This window comes from Nocardia sp. NPDC051463, from assembly GCF_040681975.1.
Classification (GTDB): domain Bacteria; phylum Actinomycetota; class Actinomycetes; order Mycobacteriales; family Mycobacteriaceae; genus Nocardia.
This window is the reverse complement of record NZ_JBFBAB010000038.1, coordinates 1-16,334: the sequence shown is the minus strand read 5'-3', so window position 1 is coordinate 16,334 and position 16,334 is coordinate 1. Positions and strand designations below refer to the sequence as shown.

The following is a 16,334-nucleotide window of genomic DNA, read 5'->3' as shown; positions in this document are numbered from 1 at the left end:
GACACGGAAAGCAAACGGACCGAGGTCCATTTTCTTCCTCGGCGTCCGAAGAAGTCCGATTTCCGCCAACCGGCCAAGCTGAATTCGCCTGAGATACGCCGGGTCTCGCGGTTCTGGGCCACGCCCGGCTAACGCGCGCGTGGATGTGCGGTGGCCCAGACCTCGCGCAAGGTGTTGACGGTGACCAAGGTGTAGATCTGTGTCGTCGTGACAGACGCGTGCCCGAGCAGTTCCTGCACCACGCGCACATCCGCCCCACCGTCGAGCAAATGTGTTGCGAACGAATGCCGCAGCGTGTGGGGGGAAACCGTCGCACCGATGCCGGCACGTTCGGCGGCCGTCTGCAGAACCTGCCAGGCCGTCTGCCGCGACAGCCTGCCCCCGCGCGCGTTCAGAAAAAGAGCGCCCGCATTGCCTTTGCCGCTCGCCGCGAGCACCGGCCTGCCCCGAACCAGGTACGCGTCCACCGCGGCGAGAGCGGGCCTGCCGATCGGCACCATGCGCTGCTTACCGCCCTTGCCATGCAGCACCGCCGCGCGCTCATCGGTGTCCAGGTCATCGACGTCCAGCCCGACCATCTCCGAGATCCGTGCGCCGGTCGAATAGAGCAGCTCGAGCAGTGCACGGTCACGCAGGCCGCGTGGCCCGCCATCGGTTCCGGCCGCGACATCGAGAGCCTCGGCGTCCATCGGTCCGCCGCCCGCGGCCTCCAGCAACCGCAGCACCTGGTCGTAGGGCAGCGCTTTGGGCAACCGCCTGCCCGGTGCGGGCGGCTTCACCGCATGTGCGACATCGGTCGCGGTGAGACCCTCGGCCGCCGCGAACCGGTGCAGCCCGCGCACTGCGATCAGTGCGCGGGCCACCGAGCCTGCCGCCAGCGGCGGATGATCGGCACTTCCTGCCCGCAACGCCGTGGTGAACTCGGCGACATCGGACTCGGCAACCGTGTCGAGCCCGATGACACCACGACCGGCCAGGAAATCTCGGTAGCGCACGAGGTCACGACGGTATGCGCCGAGAGTGTTCCGCGCGACGCCACGCTCGACCGCGAGATGGTCGAGATAGGCGTCGATCTCCCGCGCGAGCATCACCGAATCCCCGGTCAGTCTTCGGACTGCCGCAAAGCCGCCTTACGGCGAAGGAACGCGGTGGGCTGACCCGGCCACGGCGCGTCGGCGGGTCGTAGCTCGGTGCTGCCCGCCCGTGCCGCCGCAAGCGCCAGCACCCCGGCGACCGCCGTCGCGTTGACGATCTCACCTGCCAATGCGGCCCGGACGGCCGCATCGACCGGCATCCGGACCAGCTCCAGATCGGCTTCCTCGTTTTCCGGCTCGGGCTGGTGGGTTTCGTACAGATCCCGCGCGAGATAGACCCGCAGCGCCTCATCGGTGAAGCCGGGTGACAGCGCGACATCCACCAGCACTGACCACTCCCGTGCGGCCAGACCGGTCTCCTCGGCGAGCTCACGCTCGGCCGCTTCGAGCGGATCCTCGCCCGGCAGATCGAGCAGCCCGGCGGGCAACTCGAGCAGCCTGGTGCCGAGCGGGTGCCGGTACTGCCGGATCAGCACCACATTGTCGTCGGCGTCGATCGCGGCGACGGCAACCGCACCGTGGTGCTCGATCACCTCACGCTCGACGACCCGACCACCCGGCATCGCCACCTGATCCAGCCGCAGCGCGAGGATGGCACCGCTGTAGACGGTCTTGCTGGACACCGTCTCGAAATCGTGGCTACCCGGTCCACCGGCTTGCTCGGTCACTACGATCCCTGATCCGCGTCCGCGAGCTCTTCTTCGGGCAGGTCGACCGGAAGTCGCTCGGCCAGCTTGTATTTCAGCGCGGCCGCGATGAGCGCGGCGAACAGCGGGTGTGGGCGGGTCGGACGGCTCTTCAGCTCCGGGTGCGCCTGGGTGGCGACGAAGAACGGGTGCTTGTCGGCGGGCAGCTCGACGAACTCGACCAGGTGCCCGTCCGGCGAAGTGCCGCTGAACCGCAGTCCGCTGGTCGCGATCTTGTCGCGGTAGGAGTTGTTCACCTCATAGCGGTGCCGATGCCGTTCGGAGACCTGCTCGGCGCCGTAGGCCTGCGCGACCACCGAGCCCTTGGCCAGGGTGGCCGGATATGCACCGAGGCGCATCGTGCCACCGAGATCGGCCTCACCAGCGATGACCTGCTGCTGGTCGGCCATGGTCGAGATCACTGGATGTGGTGTGTCCGGCTCGAATTCGGCCGAGTTCGCCTCGGCGAGACCGACCGAACGCGCCGCTTCGATCACCACGCACTGCAAACCGAGGCACAAACCGAGCAGCGGCAGACCTCGCGTCCGCGCGTACCGGATCGCGCCGACCTTGCCCTCGATGCCGCGAATGCCGAACCCGCCGGGGATCAGCACCGCATCCACATCACGCAGCGCGGCCTGCGCGCCGGCCGGGGTCTCACAGTCGTCGGACTGTACCCAGCGAATGTTGACCTTGGCCCGCGAGGCGAACCCGCCCGCGCGCAGCGCCTCGGTCACCGACAGGTAGGCGTCCGGCAGGTCGACGTATTTGCCGACCAGCGCAACCTCGACGGTTTCCCGCGGCGAGTGCACACGATCGAGCAGATCCCCCCAGACGGTCCAGTCCACGTCGCGGAACGGCAGCCCGAGCTTGCGCACCACATAGGCGTCGAGGCCCTCACGATGCAGCACCTTCGGAATGTCGTAGATCGACGGCGCGTCCGGGGTGGATATACAGGCGTCGACGTCGACGTCGCACATCAGCGCGATCTTGCTCTTGAGGCCCTGCGGCACATCCCGGTCGCAGCGCAGGATCAGCGCGTCGGGCTGGATGCCGATGCTGCGCAGCGCCGCCACCGAGTGCTGCGTCGGCTTGGTCTTGAGTTCGCCCGACGGAGCCAGGTATGGCACCAGCGACACGTGCAGGAAGAAAACGTTCTCCCGGCCCACATCATGGCGCACCTGACGGGCGGCCTCGAGAAACGGCTGCGACTCGATGTCGCCGACGGTGCCGCCGATCTCGGTGATCACCACGTCCGGGACGTGTCCCTCCAGATCGGGGCCTGCCATCGCGAGGATGCGGCTCTTGATCTCGTCGGTGATGTGCGGGATGACCTGCACGGTGTCGCCGAGGTACTCGCCGCGCCGCTCCTTGGCGATCACCGACGAATACACCTGCCCCGTAGTGACATTCGCGTCGCCGGACAAGTCCCTGTCGAGGAACCGCTCGTAGTGACCGACATCCAGGTCGGTCTCGGCGCCGTCCTCCGTCACGAACACCTCTCCGTGCTGGAACGGATTCATGGTGCCGGGATCGACGTTCAAGTACGGGTCGAGTTTCTGCATCGTGACGCGCAGCCCGCGCGCCGTCAACAGCTGACCGAGGCTGGAGGCGGTAAGACCTTTACCCAATGAGGAGGCGACACCACCGCTGACGAAGATGTGTTTCGTCGCTGTTCGCGCCTGAATCCGTGTTTGACCCACGGGTCTTCACGGTAACACGAATCCGCAGTTCCGACCGCACCACACGCAGGTTTGCCACCGGGTCGCTGCATTCGGATTGTGCGCGCCGCCGACAGTGTTCACAGCGTAGTTGTGGTGCGCCCGCCCGAAGCCGCGCCACCGCACCGATTCACCCCGACCACGACTGTGAGAGACGTCGCCTCGACACGATAACGGTATCGCGGAGCACGCACTGGTCGAACGTGTACAACAGCGGTCAGTGCGGCAGGGCGACGAGAGTGAGGGAATTCGCCTTGGTACCGGTGCCGTAGCGGCCGGCGCCGCCCCGTAATTGCTCGCTGAGACCGAGGACGGTGGTGACCCGGCCGATTTCCCGGTCGAGGTTGTCCACGGTGGTGACTGTGGTGGCCAGGGCCGCGTCGGAGCGGGTGGCTGCGATAGGGCCCGGTGCGTCGGCGGCCCCGGAGCGGCCCGCCAGGACCGCACCCGCGCCACGGCCGCGGAGGGCGCCCGCGAAACGGGCGATGTTCGAGCCCTGACCGTTCTCGTTCGAACGGGCGCCTTCGCCGGTGATGACGACCGCGAGTTGCGCCGGGTCGACCGGAGTATCGCCGTAGGCGAGAAAGCCGCCGCCGCGCAGCGTCTCCAACGCGAGGCTCAACTCCTGCGGGGTGCTGCGGGGTTGCGAGTTCGCGGGATCGAGCAACAGCACGAGGCCGAGCAGATCGCCCGCCATGCTGCCCTGATCGACCGCTCCACTGCGCAACTGAGCGCCCGCGGGGATGACATTGGTGAGGGTGGTGCGCAGTCGGTCGCCCTCGGTGGTGTCCAGGAGGGCTTCGGCGAGTGCGATCTTGCCTGTCACGGTGGCACCGGAGGTGTCGAGGCCATTGGTGACGGCTTCGATGTCGGCGGGGTCGGCGTCGGGGGTAGTGAACACCACAACGCTATGGTCGATGAGGGTGCCTGGGAGGATCCGGCTCGAAGAGCCTGCGATGAAACGGTCGGCGGCGTTCAGCTCGCCAGATAGTCGACCGTTCTGTTCAGAGATGGTGTCGACCTGTTTGCGTAGATCGGTCTTATCTGCACGCAACCCGTGCAGCAGGTCCGCCGCCACCGTCTGCGAACCGAGCACCACGCCGACGGCCAGCGCTAGGAAGATCGCGACGAGAGAAACGGCGTGCTGTCGTAGCGAAATCATCGACGCTCCTGGGTTTCAGCGGTACCCCCACGCCCGGCCGGGCTGATGAGAACTGCGCGATGGTGTCTCATCAGCCCCTCCTGTGTAGCGGTCGCCCGATCATTTGCCGACCAGGCCATGCGCCCATAGCGCGAAGCGGTTCCAGGTGTCGATGGCCCAATCGAGCACCTCTGCGCCCATGTGGGAGGCGAGCATCGCGACGATCACGGCGATCAGCGCGGCGAGCACGATCATCGCGATCGCGATGCCGGACACACGGTTGCGATACAGCGTGGCAACGGCGGTGGCGTCCATCAGCTTGGCGCCGACCTTGAGCCGGGTGAGGAAGGTGGCCGGGTTGCTGTCGCGGCGGCCACGATCGAAGAAGTCGTCCAGCGAGGCGGCGGCGCCCGCGGTCACGATCAGCGACGCGCCGTGATGGTGAGCCAGCAACAACGCCAGGTCCGCAGGCGAGCCCGAGGACGGGAAGGTCGTCGCACCGATACCGAGATCCTGAATGCGCTCCAAGCCCTTGGCGTGGCCGTCGGTGTCCGCGGGCAGAATCATTTCGGCGCCGGACTTCAAGGTGCTGGTGGTGATTTCGTCCGGATCGCCGACGATCAGGTCGGGCCGGTAGCCCTGCTTCATGAGGGTGTCCGCGCCGCGTCCGACTCCGACCATGATCGGCACGTACTCCTTGATGAAGGGCTTGAGCGCTTTCAGTTCGGCCGCGTGGTCGGGCCCATCGGCCACCACCACGACATGCCGATGTTTCATCACCAGGTCGAGTTCCGGAACGCCGATGCCATCGATCAGCAGCGCGCTCTCGGTGCGGAAGAACTCGATAGTGTTGCCCGCGAATGCCTCGAGGTGATCGGCGAGTCCGTTGCGGGCCTCGATCATCCGGTCGTTAATGCCGGCTTCAGTCAGTTCGATACCCTCGACAAGGACCTCGGGCCCTTTCCTCGTCAGCTTGTCCGCGTAGACAATGCCCTCGTCGATGCGAACCTTGGCGCCATCCTTGATTTTGCTGAACGCATCCGAGCTCACGGTGTCCAGCAGTACTATTCCTTTGGCCACCAACATTTCCGGGCCGAGATTCGGATAACGTCCAGAAATCGACGGCGAGGTATTCACCACCGCGGCCACACCAGCCTCGACGAGCCGATCGGCGGTGAGCCGATCCAGATCCATCTCGTCCAGCACCACCACATCACCGGGTCCGACTCGCTCGAGTAGACGCCGGGTATTGCGGTCGACCCGGGCGATGCCGGTGAGCCCTGGCAACGTTTCGGTGTTCTTCGACAACAATGCCAACATCTTCATAGGCCCGATAATGGCTGCCAGCCCTCAACCATTGGTGGAGGCGCGCCGCATCATCGGTCACATTCGTCACTGTGATGTCACCAGTACATCGCTGAAAAATCTTCGCTCATGTCGCCAAGAATGTTCTGATGGCTTCGTCGCTGGAGAGATGGTTAGCACTGACGGTGACGTCGATCGTTGGGTAGTTTCTCCGCACAGCGCCGGCGATACTCAAGAGGCGATCGGCGAGTGCTGCCGGGTCGCGCAGCGACTCTTGCCGAAGGCCGTCGAAGCCGGGGAACCCCGTCGGCGACCAGAGTTACGTCCGGGTTGTTGATGATGTTGTCGTAGGTCAGAAACTCCACGCTGACGATCTTGGATGTGTCTATGCGGCCCGGGGTGGTGAATACGCGGTCGCTGACACCTTCGATGAAATTTGCGGCCGAATGCCCCTCTTCCGCCATCGGATTCACACGGATACGGTTACCGTCGATACCTAATACCATGCCCACCGGATGGAACCGCATCGTGCCGTCACGGACATCGGTCCAGCTTGTGATCGTTCCATACACGCCAGCAATGTCATCGCCATCGGTCAGGTATACAACGTCTCCAGCAGTGCTGTGCGACGCTGTGCGGATATAGCCTTCCTCGGCTGCGGCTTCTTTTCCTCGAAAAGCCTTGGGAAACACTTGATCGACCTGCCACAGGCGTGCTCCGTTATAGAAGCGATCCGGTGATGCGGACCCGGATTTCAACTGCGGATTCGGGAATGACGGGTCGCCGGTATCGAAATCGTTGCGAAATCCCTTGTCGCCGTTGGAAAATACTCCGGCAGCACCCTCGGCCTCGCGAGCGAAGGGCCTGATGCCATGTTCGGAATCAGCCCTTGCCAATCTCGTAATTTCGTTGCTCAAATGTTGTGCAAATCGGCCATATGTCCGCGCAATCAATTCGGATCTGATCAGCAAAACAACACCCTCGGCCTGATCGCCGCAGTTTCCTCGTCTTCTCCTGGCACCGTCGCCAGCATCTGCGTGGCCCTGTGATCCACGACCGTCAGCGGTACCCGAGATGCGGCCGAGTTGAGCCCAACGCCGCCATCAGGGGGATCTTGTCCTTACATATCTGTTGGCAGGGGGTTGTTGGTGGCGTTTTCACCTGGGCTGATTGGATTGGTCGCGTTGGACTGTGCCGTAGATGGTGGGCCGGGAGTCACCGTTCGGCGAGGTCGGCGATGATGTAGGCGCCGGTGGGCACGCGCGCAGCTCATTTCGCTGCTTGGTCGAGAGCTTGGGTTGCCGGCCGCGGAATGCCCGTTTGGCGCATGCGACAGGCATGCCCTCACGGGTGCGCATCCGCAGCAGGTCGACGTCGAATTCGCCGAAGGTGGCCAGGATGTTGAAGAACATCCTGGCCATCGGATCGTGCGGATCGTCGGTCTGTCTGCCGCGGGACAGCTTGATGACACGGGCGACCATTTCGTCACCGATTGCTCGCACATCCGGGACCGACCGGGCGAGCCGGTCTCGTTACGGCACGACAAGTGCGTCGCCGACGCGGACCGCCGCGAGGGCCTCGCCCAGCCCAGGATGCTTGCGGTTGACGCCCGGTCGGTTGCGTCGAGACGATCGGTTGCGCTCGATCGGTGTGGCGACCGAGGTGACGCAGACCATCCGAGTCGAAACAAGCGTAGGAGTGCAGATTCCATCAGCTCGATCGACGACCTGCTTCATCAACCGAGCGATGCCCTTATCAAACAGAATGCAAATCCTATTCACCGTGAGGTACAACCTGCGGCGACGCTATGCGATCGGACACCATTCTCCGCCGCGCGAAGCCCCGGACAAACTACCAAGAGGTAGCATCCCCACGCTGCCCTGTTCCAGCATAATCCACACGCGCAGAAGAACTTTCGCCCCTATTCCCAATGCTGTCGAATCGGAGGCGATTGCGATCCCAAGTACGGGAGTCCCGCGGTTCCGGACAGTACCCGTATGCTGCGGGTCACAGATATCTCGAAGAGGAGACATTTTATGGCCAGCACCACCGTCGACGCTGTCATCGAGGCCCCGCGCGAGGTCGTATACCGGCTTTTCGCCGAGCGCGAGAGCATCAGCCCCTACCTTCCGGTCCAGGTCAAGCTGACCAAGCCAGGACTGACCGAGCGCGAAGGCGTCGGTGCGCAGCACCTGATCGGCGTCGGCCCGCTCGGGGTCACCGAAGAGATCACCAAACTGGTGCCGGGTGAGCGCATGGAGTACAAGATCGTCAAGGGCGCTCCGGTGAAGCGGCACGTCGGAGTCGTCACCTTCACCGACGCCGACAACGGAACCCTGGTGTCCTACACAATGGAATCCGAACCGAGCCTGCCCGTGCCGTCCAAGATCCTGGAGTTAGGGCTGCGCAACCTCATCTCCCAGTTCATCCGCGGCGCGCAGAAGGCCGTGCGCTGAGCTGGTAGCCGGCACCCCTGGGATCCCCGTCCGCTGCCGATCCCAGGGTGCGCTTCCAGGCGACTGTCAGGCCGACGCGCGTTCGGAGCGAGCGGTCTCGAGGAGCTCTTCCGCGTGGGCTCGCCCGGTCTCGGTGTCGTCGAGCCCCGCAAGCATGCGGGCCAATTCGATCACTCGCTCATCTTTCGTGAGCGCGCGAACCCCACTGTTGACCTTGCCCTTGCCGTCGTCGGATTTGTCCACCACCAGATGCGTGTCGGCGAACGCGGCGACCTGCGGCAAGTGGGTCACCACGATCACCTGATGGGTGCGCGCGAGACGCGCGAGCCTGCGGCCGATCTCCACCGCGGCCCGGCCGCCGACGCCGGCGTCGACCTCGTCGAACACCATCGTCGCGCCATGGTCCGAACTGGCGAGCACCACCTCGAGGGCCAACATCACGCGCGAGAGTTCACCACCGGACGCGCTCTTGCTCAGAGGCAGCGACTGTGCGCCGGAATGCGCGGACAGCCGGAACTCCACCTCGTCGACGCCGGATGATCCTGCGTGCAGCTCTTGTGCGTCGACCGTCAGCGGCGCGGAATCCTGAGGGCTCGCCGGCGCCGGGCGCACCTCGACCTCGAGCCGCGCTTTCCCCATCGCCAGCCCACCCAGCTCGGCGCTCACCGCGGCGGCGAGTTTGCCCGCCGACTTGGTTCGCGCGGCAGTCAGCTTGCGTGCCGACTCCCGGACCCGGTCCGCGGCGATGTCCACCTCAGCGGCCAAGGCGGTCAAGGCCTCTTCTGAAACATCGAGTGAGCCGAGCCGGGTACGCGACTCGTCCGCCCACTCGATCACCCCGTCGATATCCGGGGCATATTTGCGAGTGAGCGTCTTGAGTTCGGCCTGCCTGGTGAGCAGCGAGTCCAGTGCACCGGGATCCGACGGCAGATCCGAAAGATAGCCGCTGAGTTCGGTGGTCAGATCGACCACCAGCGCGATGGCCTCCTGCAGCCGAGGCGCGAGGGCGGTCAGGGCCGGATCGTCGGCCGATTCCACCCGGGCCCGCGCCACACCGAGCAATTCCAGTGCGCCCGAACCGTCTTGGGGCGAATCGGGAGAACCGGCCAGTGCGTGGTGCGCTGTCACGGCCGCCTCGCGCAGGGAATCCAGGTCGCTCAGCCTGCGCACCTCGTCCACGATGCGTACATCCTCACCAAGCTCCGGTGCGATGGCGTCGATCTCGGTGAGCGAATACTTGAGCCGGTCGGCCTCCAGCGCGAGTTCTCTACTACGCGCGGTGCGTTCGAGGAGTTCGGCGCGGGCATCGAGCCACGACCGCCGGTGCACCTGATACTTGCGCAGCAACGGACCGACCGTATCGGCGGCGAACTGATCCAGTGCGGACAACTGCTGATCCGGGCGCTGCAGCCGCAATTGGTCGTTCTGGCCGTGCACGGTGAGAAGTGGGGCGGTGAAATCGGCGAGGACCGCGGCGGGTACACCGCGGCCACCGAGATGGGCGCGCGAACGACCATCACTGCCGACCGTCCTGATCGCGATAATGCTGCCGTCGTCGTCAGCCTCTGCCGCAGCCGATTCCAGCACCTGCCCGACCTCGGCACGCGCGGCATCATTGACGTCGTCGACGGTGAAGCGACCCTCCACCACAGCGCGCGCCGCACCCAGCCGCACCCGGCCCGCATCGGCCCGCGCGCCGCTGAGCAGGTGCAGGCTCGTGACCACCATGGTCTTGCCCGCACCGGTTTCACCAGTGAGAACTGTCAGACCCTCATGGAATTGCGCAGTGGCGGTCGAGATAACACCAAGTCCATCAATCCTGATCTCTGTCAGCACGTGTGCTCTCCGTTCGCCGTCGGCCACGCCAGCCTGTCACGGGCAATTGGAACTTGCGCACCATCCGATCCGCGAAAGGCGCGGAATCCAACCGCACCCAGCGCACCGGCTCGGCGCCGCGGACCGCTTCGACCCGCCCACCTTTCGGCAGCGCGAGGGTACGCCTGCCGTCGAGGAAAACTATCGCATCATGTCCGGTCGCAACGGATTCCACCGCGATACGCGACTCCGGGCTCGTCACCAGCGGGCGCGCGAAAAGGGCATGCGCATTACTCGGAATCACCAGCAGCGCTTCCAGTTCCGGCCATACGACCGGGCCGCCCGCGGAGAACGCGTACGCGGTCGAACCAGTGGGCGTCGAGATCAGGATGCCGTCACAGCCGAACTGCGACACCGGACGTCCGTCGACCTCCAACACCACCTCGAGCACACCCATCCGTGCGGCATTCTCGATACTTGCTTCGTTCAACGCCCAACCGGTTTCGACGATCTCGTCGTCCACCCGGACGGTGACGTCGATCGTCATCCGATCCTCGATGCGGTAATCCTTGCGGACCACCTGGGCCAACGCCTCATCCAGGTGCTCTGCCTCGGCCTCGGTCAGAAAACCGATGCGACCCAGATTGATTCCCAGCACCGGCACCGCGGCGGGCCGCGCCAGTTCGGCGGCACGCAGGAAAGTGCCGTCACCACCGAGGACCAGCACCATCTCACAACCCACCGCCGAATCCGGGCAGTGCTCCACCACCCGAACCGGATAACCGCCGGGCGCCGCCACCGCCGAAGAGCCTGGCCCGGGGGCCTCACAATCGAGATCGACATCGAACCGGGTGCCTTCCGCCTCATCGGCGAGCACCCGCAGCCCGATCCCGGCATTGGCGAAGATCTTGGCCACCCGATGGGCGGTCTCGATGATCTCGGCGCGGCCGGGATGCGAAACCAGCAGAATCTCCCGGCCAGCGGACTCGGCCGGCGCCTGCGCGTTCACTGTGGACCCTCCTCAACCGCATGCTCGACGAGGGCCGCGACCTGCTCGCCGTCGTACTCGAACTGCTCGTCTTTACGCAGCCATAAAAAGTATTCGACATTGCCCGACGGGCCGGGCAGCGGGCTGGCAACTACCGCTCGAGTGCGCAGCCCCAACCCCGCGGCTGCGGCCGCGACATCGCGCACCACTTCGGCACGCAGAGCCGGATCGCGCACGACGCCGCCGGAACCCACCCGTTCTTTACCCACTTCGAACTGGGGTTTCACCATCGGCAGCAGGTCTGCGCCCAGCGCAGAACAGGCGGCGAGCGCAGGCAGTACCAGGCCGAGGGAGATGAACGACAGATCGCCCACTACAAGCTCGACCGTGCCACCGATCGATTCGGGGGTCACGCTGCGGACATTGGTGCGATCGAAAACCCGCACCCGTTCATCGTTCTGCAGTCGCCAGATCAGCTGGCCGTAACCGACGTCCACGGCGACGACCTCGCGTGCGTGTCTCGAGAGCAAGACATCGGTGAAGCCCCCGGTCGACGCGCCCGCATCCAGGCAGCGCTTACCCGCGATCGTCAAACCCTCGGGTTCGAACGCTTCGAGCGCACCCAGGAGCTTGTGTGCACCACGGGAGGCCCAAGACACCTCGTCAGGTTCGTCGCGCACCACCAGCGGGGTGCCCGTTTCGACGGCGGTCGCCGGTTTCACCGCGACCGTTCCAGCTATCAGGACGCGGCCCGCGCCGATCAGCTCGACCGCGTGTTCCCGCGATCTCGCCAACCCGCGGCGAACCAGTTCGGCGTCCACCCGCGCGCGCCTGGCCACCTCAGATCTTGTCCACCGTAGCCAAGGCCTGAACCAGCACCTCGTGTGCCTGCTCCAGGATGTGTGCCCGCCGCGTGATGTCGGTGCCGGTTTCGGCACCCTCGGGCTGACCGACCCGCGAACCGAGCTCGGCGAGCAAGCTCTCGACATCGGCGCGAATCCGAGCAGGATCGGCCGGTTCCGGGCGCCCTTGTGCGCCAGGCAGATGCCGGCCCGGCATCGGGACCCCCGGGCGGGGTCCGTTCGAGCCGGGGCCGTTCGAGCCGGGGCCGTTCGAGCCGGGGCCGTTCATCCCGGGTCCATATGGGCGGGGCATCGGAGTACTCATCGTGATGTCAACGCTATCGGATTTCCGAACCCGACGCGCGCACCGTCACGGCTCGCCCCGGGTTGCGCCGCAATCGTGCGGTCAAGTCGGCAACCAGGTCGGTGGCGGCCGGGTCCGGTTCGCCTGCCACAGGCGGGTGATTCAAGGCGTCCAGCGATTCCGACACATAGGTCGGGATCAGGTCAGCCGGGGCGTCGCGCAGCTCGTCGAGGCCGCTCACGCCGGTCAGGACCAGCAGCGAATCGAGGCCGACCCGGTTGGCACCCTCGATGTCGGTGTCGAGACGGTCCCCCACCACCAGCGCATTACGGGAACCCGCCCGCACCAAGGCGTCCTCCATCAGCGGCGCGTAGGGCTTGCCCGCCACCAGCGGCGCACGACCGGAAGCGGCTCGCAGGGCCGCGACCATCGCACCGTTGCCCGGCGCGAGTCCACGCTCGTTCGGCAAAGTCTTGTCGGTATTGGCGGCAACCCACAGGACATCGGCGCTCAGCGCGTAGGCCGCCTCGGCCAGATCCGGCCATGCGGTCGTCGGCGAATGTCCTTGTACAACAGCATCGGGGGTGGTGCCGTTGAAGCGGCGGACCGAACGTAGACCGACGGCATCCACCTCCGCGGCAAGATCATCGGTGCCGACGATCAAGACAGTCGCGCCGGAGTCGAGTCGCTCCGCGAGCAGTCGGGCCGCCGCCTGCGCACTGGTCACCACATCGTCCATCGTTGCGGGGAAGCCGAGTTCGGCCAGATGCTGTGCGACCGCGTCCGGCCCCCGGCTCGCATTGTTCGTGACGTAGACAAGCCGTTGCGGCACGCCCGAATTCGCCAGCGCCGCGGGGGCACCTTCGATCACCTCGGGTCCGCGGTACAGCGTGCCGTCCAGATCCAGCAGTAGGGCTTCGTAGCGATCTCGTAGCCGCTTCACACCACTCTCACTTCATGTCACCGTCGGCAGCCCTTGCCGAACTCTTCGCCCCTTGCACCATTGCCCGGCGACCTGCTCCGCGGGGCAGCACACGGCCGCAGCTCTCGGAGGCACACAGCACACTACGCCCACCGCCCGACAGCAAAGCACGGCCGTCGACGCCGGTCACGGCCGACCGTAGAGCAACCGTGCTCGGGCGAGATCCACGAACCCGCCCGGCGGTAGGTGTAGGAAGTACTCCAGCTGCCACGTCTGTGTGGCACGGGCCTGACGGTTCGTGGTGTCCGCCCACGGCGGATAAATCCGAAACCCACGCTTACCACCCGAACCATCAATGGAGACAATATCTTTCGTAGCCAGTGCAGTGCCAGGAAAAATAAACTGGCCGAAGTGGCTTCCGGTGCGGGTACTGATGACGAACAGCTCGACGCGATCGGCGATATCGAACGGCCGGATCGGTCCGCCCACCCCGCGCTGCCACACGGTCACGAACTGACCGACCTTTTTCGGCGTCGATTTACCTACTCGGAACCGTACCGACCGGCCGTCCACCGTGAAAGAGTGCGCCGCATACTCGGCGCTCTCCGGTTCTGCCACCGGCATAGAACAATCGAGCCCGAGAGGCTCGAATATCAGTGCTTTCGCCGCAGCCAGATCATCATGAGTCAACCAAGGTTCCCTCTGCACTACCGCACTCCGCCTACGCTCGGCATTCGATCTCTCGCCAGAACATTCCGCTCGACACTCCGCCAGTACTCACAAGCCTCCGCGACCGGTCTATTCGGTTCAGCACACCGACGGCACTCGGAGGCTGGGGGTACCAGAATGTTCCGGTCAGCACTCCACCTGCACGTGCACGCCTCCGCAACTGGTCTATTCCACGCCGTACTGCCACGGCACACAGAAAACCGGTATCGCCGATCAGGTACATATTCAACTCCGACCCCCGTCGTCAGGCGAAGTCGCCGAACAGCTCCGCACCGGACTCCGACGGCGCTGAGAAGCCCGAGTCGCGGGACAGTTCCGCTCTGCAGTCCACCGGTGGTCGCAAGTCTGTATCGCTGGTCGGTTCCGCATCGCACTTCGGCGGCCCTCAAACACTCGAAACAGCGGATGGTTCCGCTACGTACCCCGCTGGCGCGCGGACGCTGGTGGTGCCGATCAGCTCCGCATCGCGCGGTGACAGCACTCGACAGCCGGTTTCGCCGGACAGTTCCATACCGCGCCGATCCTGCGATCAGACGTCGGTCTCGCCGGTCAGTTCGGCCGCGCGGTCTTCGGCGTCGGTCTCGCCGTCCAGGTCGGCAGAGGCGGCGTTGAGGAACCAGGTGAGTCCGTCATCGGTTCGGCCCGCGGCCACGAGTGCGTCGGCGTAGGCATAGAACAACCGGGCCGCGGCCGAGCCGGTGCGGGACGGGTCCAGATCGGAAGTCTGCAAGGTGACCACGGCCTGGTCGTACTGGCCGAGGTCCATACGGGCGCCGGCGACCACAATGCGCAGCTCGCTGGCCTCATCACCGCTCAGGGCGCGGGCCTCGTCGCTGCGGCCGAGTTCGATCGCACGCTCGGGGCGGCCGAGACCGCGTTCACAGTCCGCCATCACCGCGAGCAGACCGGAGCCGCCGGACATCCGGCGGGCGGTACGCAACTCGGAGAGCGCCTCGGCCCACTCACCCGCGTGGTACGCGGTCACACCCGCGGTTTCGCGAACCACGGCAATGCGGCCTGCGCGTTGCCGTGCCGCGCGGGCGTGCGCGAGTGCGAGGCCGGGGTCATCGTCGATCAGTCTGGCCGCCATGACCAGATGGCGGGCGACGGCTTCCGCATTGGTCTTATCCAAGCTCAGCAGGTCACGTCGAACCGCAGGTTCGAGATCCGAGGCCTGGATGTCGTCCGGCAGATCCGGCTCCTCGGGCCGCGGCGGGCGTCGATCCGACGACTGGCCGCCACTTCCCGCGCGAACACCCTCGCCACCACGACGACGGTCTTCCGAAGGACCGTCCCCACGCTGAAATGACCCGCGCTCCGATCCGCCACGCTCGCCGGACCGTCCGAAGCCTGCACGTTCACCAGAATCACTGCGCTTGAAACCACCGCGCTGACCGGAGTCCGGGCGGTTGGCCCCACGATCGGCGGAGCCGCGTCGTGAATCACCGCCACGATTGAAGCCACCACGGTCGCCGGAGCCACCACGGCCGGAGCCACCGCGCTCACCGGAATCACCACTGCCGCGGTTGGTGCCGCCGCGCTGACCCGAATCACCGCCACGATTGAAACCGCCACGCTGACCGGAGTCACCGCCACGGCTGAAACCGCCACGCTCCCCGGAGTCACCGCCGCGATTGGACCCGCCACGTTGACCTGAGTCAGCACCACGGTTGAATCCACCACGTTGTTCACCGGAGTCGCCACCACGGTTGAAACCGCCGCGCTCGCCGGATCCTCCACGCGGGCCGGAACCACCTCCGCGATTGAAACCGCCACGCTCGCCCGAATCCTCGCGGCGCTTGAAGCCGCCCGCTGAGTCACCTCGCTGGTTGGAGCCTCCGGAGTCGCTACGCCGGTTGAATCCACCACGCTCACCTGATCCGCCGCGCTGGCCGGAATCACCGCTGCGTCTGAATCCTCCACGCTGCTCCGAGCCCTGGCCGCCGGTGCGATCACGCTCAGGACGGTTCGAGGATGAGTCACCATCGCCGCCACGTGCAGGGCGCTCGCCGCCTGCACCACGCTGGCCGGAACCAGAGGCGGGAGTGTCACGCCGGAAGGACTTCCGGTTGTCGTTCTGTTCCGACACGGTGATCCCTTTCTAGGTTCCGCAAAAAAGTGGTCGGGCCCCACAAATTGAATCACGTGTCGATGGTGGGGCATGGACGCGGAGGCGTGCGTTGGGCACGACAAGGTGCTCAAACGCCGATAGGGGACCCAGATTCTGGGTCCCCTATCGCGAATGATGTTCCGGCGGTGTCCTACTCTCCCACACCCTGTCGAGTGCAGTACCATCGGCGCTGGCAGGCTTAGCTTCCGGGTTCGGAATGG

14 protein-coding genes and 2 pseudogenes are annotated in these 16,334 nt (G+C 65.8%); 1 reads left to right on the top strand and 15 read right to left on the bottom strand.

Annotation, left to right across the window (positions count from 1 at the left end; translation table 11 throughout):
- Window positions 1–128: 128 nt before the first annotated feature.
- The 7 genes and pseudogenes from xerD to AB0M74_RS31910 form a co-directional block, all read right to left on the bottom strand.
- A complete protein-coding gene (xerD, locus tag AB0M74_RS31940; protein WP_366530029.1) occupies window positions 129–1,088 on the bottom strand; it encodes a site-specific tyrosine recombinase XerD in 960 nt (319 codons plus the stop codon).
- Between the two features lie 14 nt (window positions 1,089–1,102).
- Entirely contained in the window at window positions 1,103–1,762 is a 660-nt protein-coding gene (locus AB0M74_RS31935) for an NUDIX hydrolase (RefSeq protein WP_366530028.1), read from the bottom strand.
- Window positions 1,762–3,483 carry a CTP synthase gene (locus AB0M74_RS31930; RefSeq protein WP_366530027.1) on the bottom strand — a complete coding sequence of 574 codons (1,722 nt, stop codon included), beginning with the start codon at window positions 3,481–3,483 and terminating at the stop codon, window positions 1,762–1,764. Before AB0M74_RS31930 ends, AB0M74_RS31935 begins: the two co-directional genes overlap by 1 nt.
- A 235-nt stretch (window positions 3,484–3,718) precedes the next feature.
- Window positions 3,719–4,663, bottom strand: a complete 945-nt coding sequence (locus tag AB0M74_RS31925; protein ID WP_366530026.1) for a copper transporter — start codon at window positions 4,661–4,663, stop codon at window positions 3,719–3,721.
- Window positions 4,664–4,762: 99 nt separating this feature from the next.
- Window positions 4,763–5,968 carry a putative cytokinetic ring protein SteA gene (gene steA, locus AB0M74_RS31920; protein WP_366530025.1) on the bottom strand — a complete coding sequence of 402 codons (1,206 nt, stop codon included), beginning with the start codon at window positions 5,966–5,968 and terminating at the stop codon, window positions 4,763–4,765.
- Between the two features lie 152 nt (window positions 5,969–6,120).
- The gene (locus AB0M74_RS31915) at window positions 6,121–6,918 is read right to left on the bottom strand and encodes a hypothetical protein (protein WP_366530024.1); all 798 of its coding nucleotides are present in this window, start codon (window positions 6,916–6,918) and stop codon (window positions 6,121–6,123) included.
- 186 nt (window positions 6,919–7,104) lie between these two features.
- Window positions 7,105–7,464: pseudogene (locus AB0M74_RS31910) on the bottom strand (recombinase family protein); the annotation flags it as partial.
- Window positions 7,465–7,983: 519 nt separating this feature from the next.
- Here AB0M74_RS31910 and AB0M74_RS31905 point away from each other — a divergent pair.
- A complete protein-coding gene (locus AB0M74_RS31905; RefSeq protein WP_366530023.1) occupies window positions 7,984–8,403 on the top strand; it encodes an SRPBCC family protein in 420 nt (139 codons plus the stop codon).
- A 66-nt stretch (window positions 8,404–8,469) separates the two neighbouring features.
- Here the strand turns inward: AB0M74_RS31905 and recN are convergent, their stop codons facing one another.
- The 8 genes and pseudogenes from recN to AB0M74_RS31865 all read right to left on the bottom strand — a co-directional run bounded on the left by recN (window position 8,470) and on the right by AB0M74_RS31865 (window position 15,926).
- Window positions 8,470–10,239, bottom strand: coding sequence for a DNA repair protein RecN (gene recN / locus AB0M74_RS31900; protein ID WP_366530022.1), 1,770 nt, complete (start codon window positions 10,237–10,239; stop codon window positions 8,470–8,472).
- Window positions 10,217–11,227: an NAD kinase gene (locus AB0M74_RS31895; RefSeq protein WP_366530021.1), complete on the bottom strand. Its 1,011-nt coding sequence runs from the start codon at window positions 11,225–11,227 to the stop codon at window positions 10,217–10,219. Before AB0M74_RS31895 ends, recN begins: the two co-directional genes overlap by 23 nt.
- Entirely contained in the window at window positions 11,224–12,045 is an 822-nt protein-coding gene (locus AB0M74_RS31890) for a TlyA family RNA methyltransferase (protein WP_366530020.1), read from the bottom strand. The genes AB0M74_RS31895 and AB0M74_RS31890 overlap by 4 nt, the downstream gene beginning before the upstream one ends.
- Before the next feature lies 1 nt (window position 12,046).
- Entirely contained in the window at window positions 12,047–12,373 is a 327-nt protein-coding gene (locus tag AB0M74_RS31885) for a hypothetical protein (RefSeq protein WP_366530019.1), read from the bottom strand.
- Between the two features lie 13 nt (window positions 12,374–12,386).
- Window positions 12,387–13,295, bottom strand: a complete 909-nt coding sequence (locus AB0M74_RS31880) for an HAD-IIA family hydrolase (protein ID WP_366530018.1) — start codon at window positions 13,293–13,295, stop codon at window positions 12,387–12,389.
- A 165-nt stretch (window positions 13,296–13,460) separates the two neighbouring features.
- A complete protein-coding gene (locus tag AB0M74_RS31875) occupies window positions 13,461–13,898 on the bottom strand; it encodes a MepB family protein (RefSeq protein WP_366530017.1) in 438 nt (145 codons plus the stop codon).
- A gap of 634 nt (window positions 13,899–14,532) precedes the next feature.
- Window positions 14,533–15,213, bottom strand: a pseudogene (locus tag AB0M74_RS31870) (hypothetical protein); the annotation flags it as partial.
- A complete protein-coding gene (locus AB0M74_RS31865; protein WP_366530066.1) occupies window positions 15,138–15,926 on the bottom strand; it encodes a hypothetical protein in 789 nt (262 codons plus the stop codon). The gene AB0M74_RS31865 and the pseudogene AB0M74_RS31870, both read right to left, overlap by 76 nt.
- Window positions 15,927–16,334: the final 408 nt, after the last annotated feature.

What these genes read in the sequence shown, in the direction of transcription:
- AB0M74_RS31925 (WP_366530026.1), bottom strand. Translation starts at nt 4,663, where the DNA reads ATGATTTCGCTACGACAGCACGCCGTTTCTCTCGTCGCGATCTTCCTA.
- steA (WP_366530025.1), bottom strand. Translation starts at nt 5,968, where the DNA reads ATGAAGATGTTGGCATTGTTGTCGAAGAACACCGAAACGTTGCCAGGG.
- AB0M74_RS31875 (WP_366530017.1), bottom strand. Translation starts at nt 13,898, where the DNA reads ATGCCGGTGGCAGAACCGGAGAGCGCCGAGTATGCGGCGCACTCTTTC.
- AB0M74_RS31905 (WP_366530023.1), top strand. Translation starts at nt 7,984, where the DNA reads ATGGCCAGCACCACCGTCGACGCTGTCATCGAGGCCCCGCGCGAGGTC.
- AB0M74_RS31885 (WP_366530019.1), bottom strand. Translation starts at nt 12,373, where the DNA reads ATGAGTACTCCGATGCCCCGCCCATATGGACCCGGGATGAACGGCCCC.
- xerD (WP_366530029.1), bottom strand. Translation starts at nt 1,088, where the DNA reads ATGCTCGCGCGGGAGATCGACGCCTATCTCGACCATCTCGCGGTCGAG.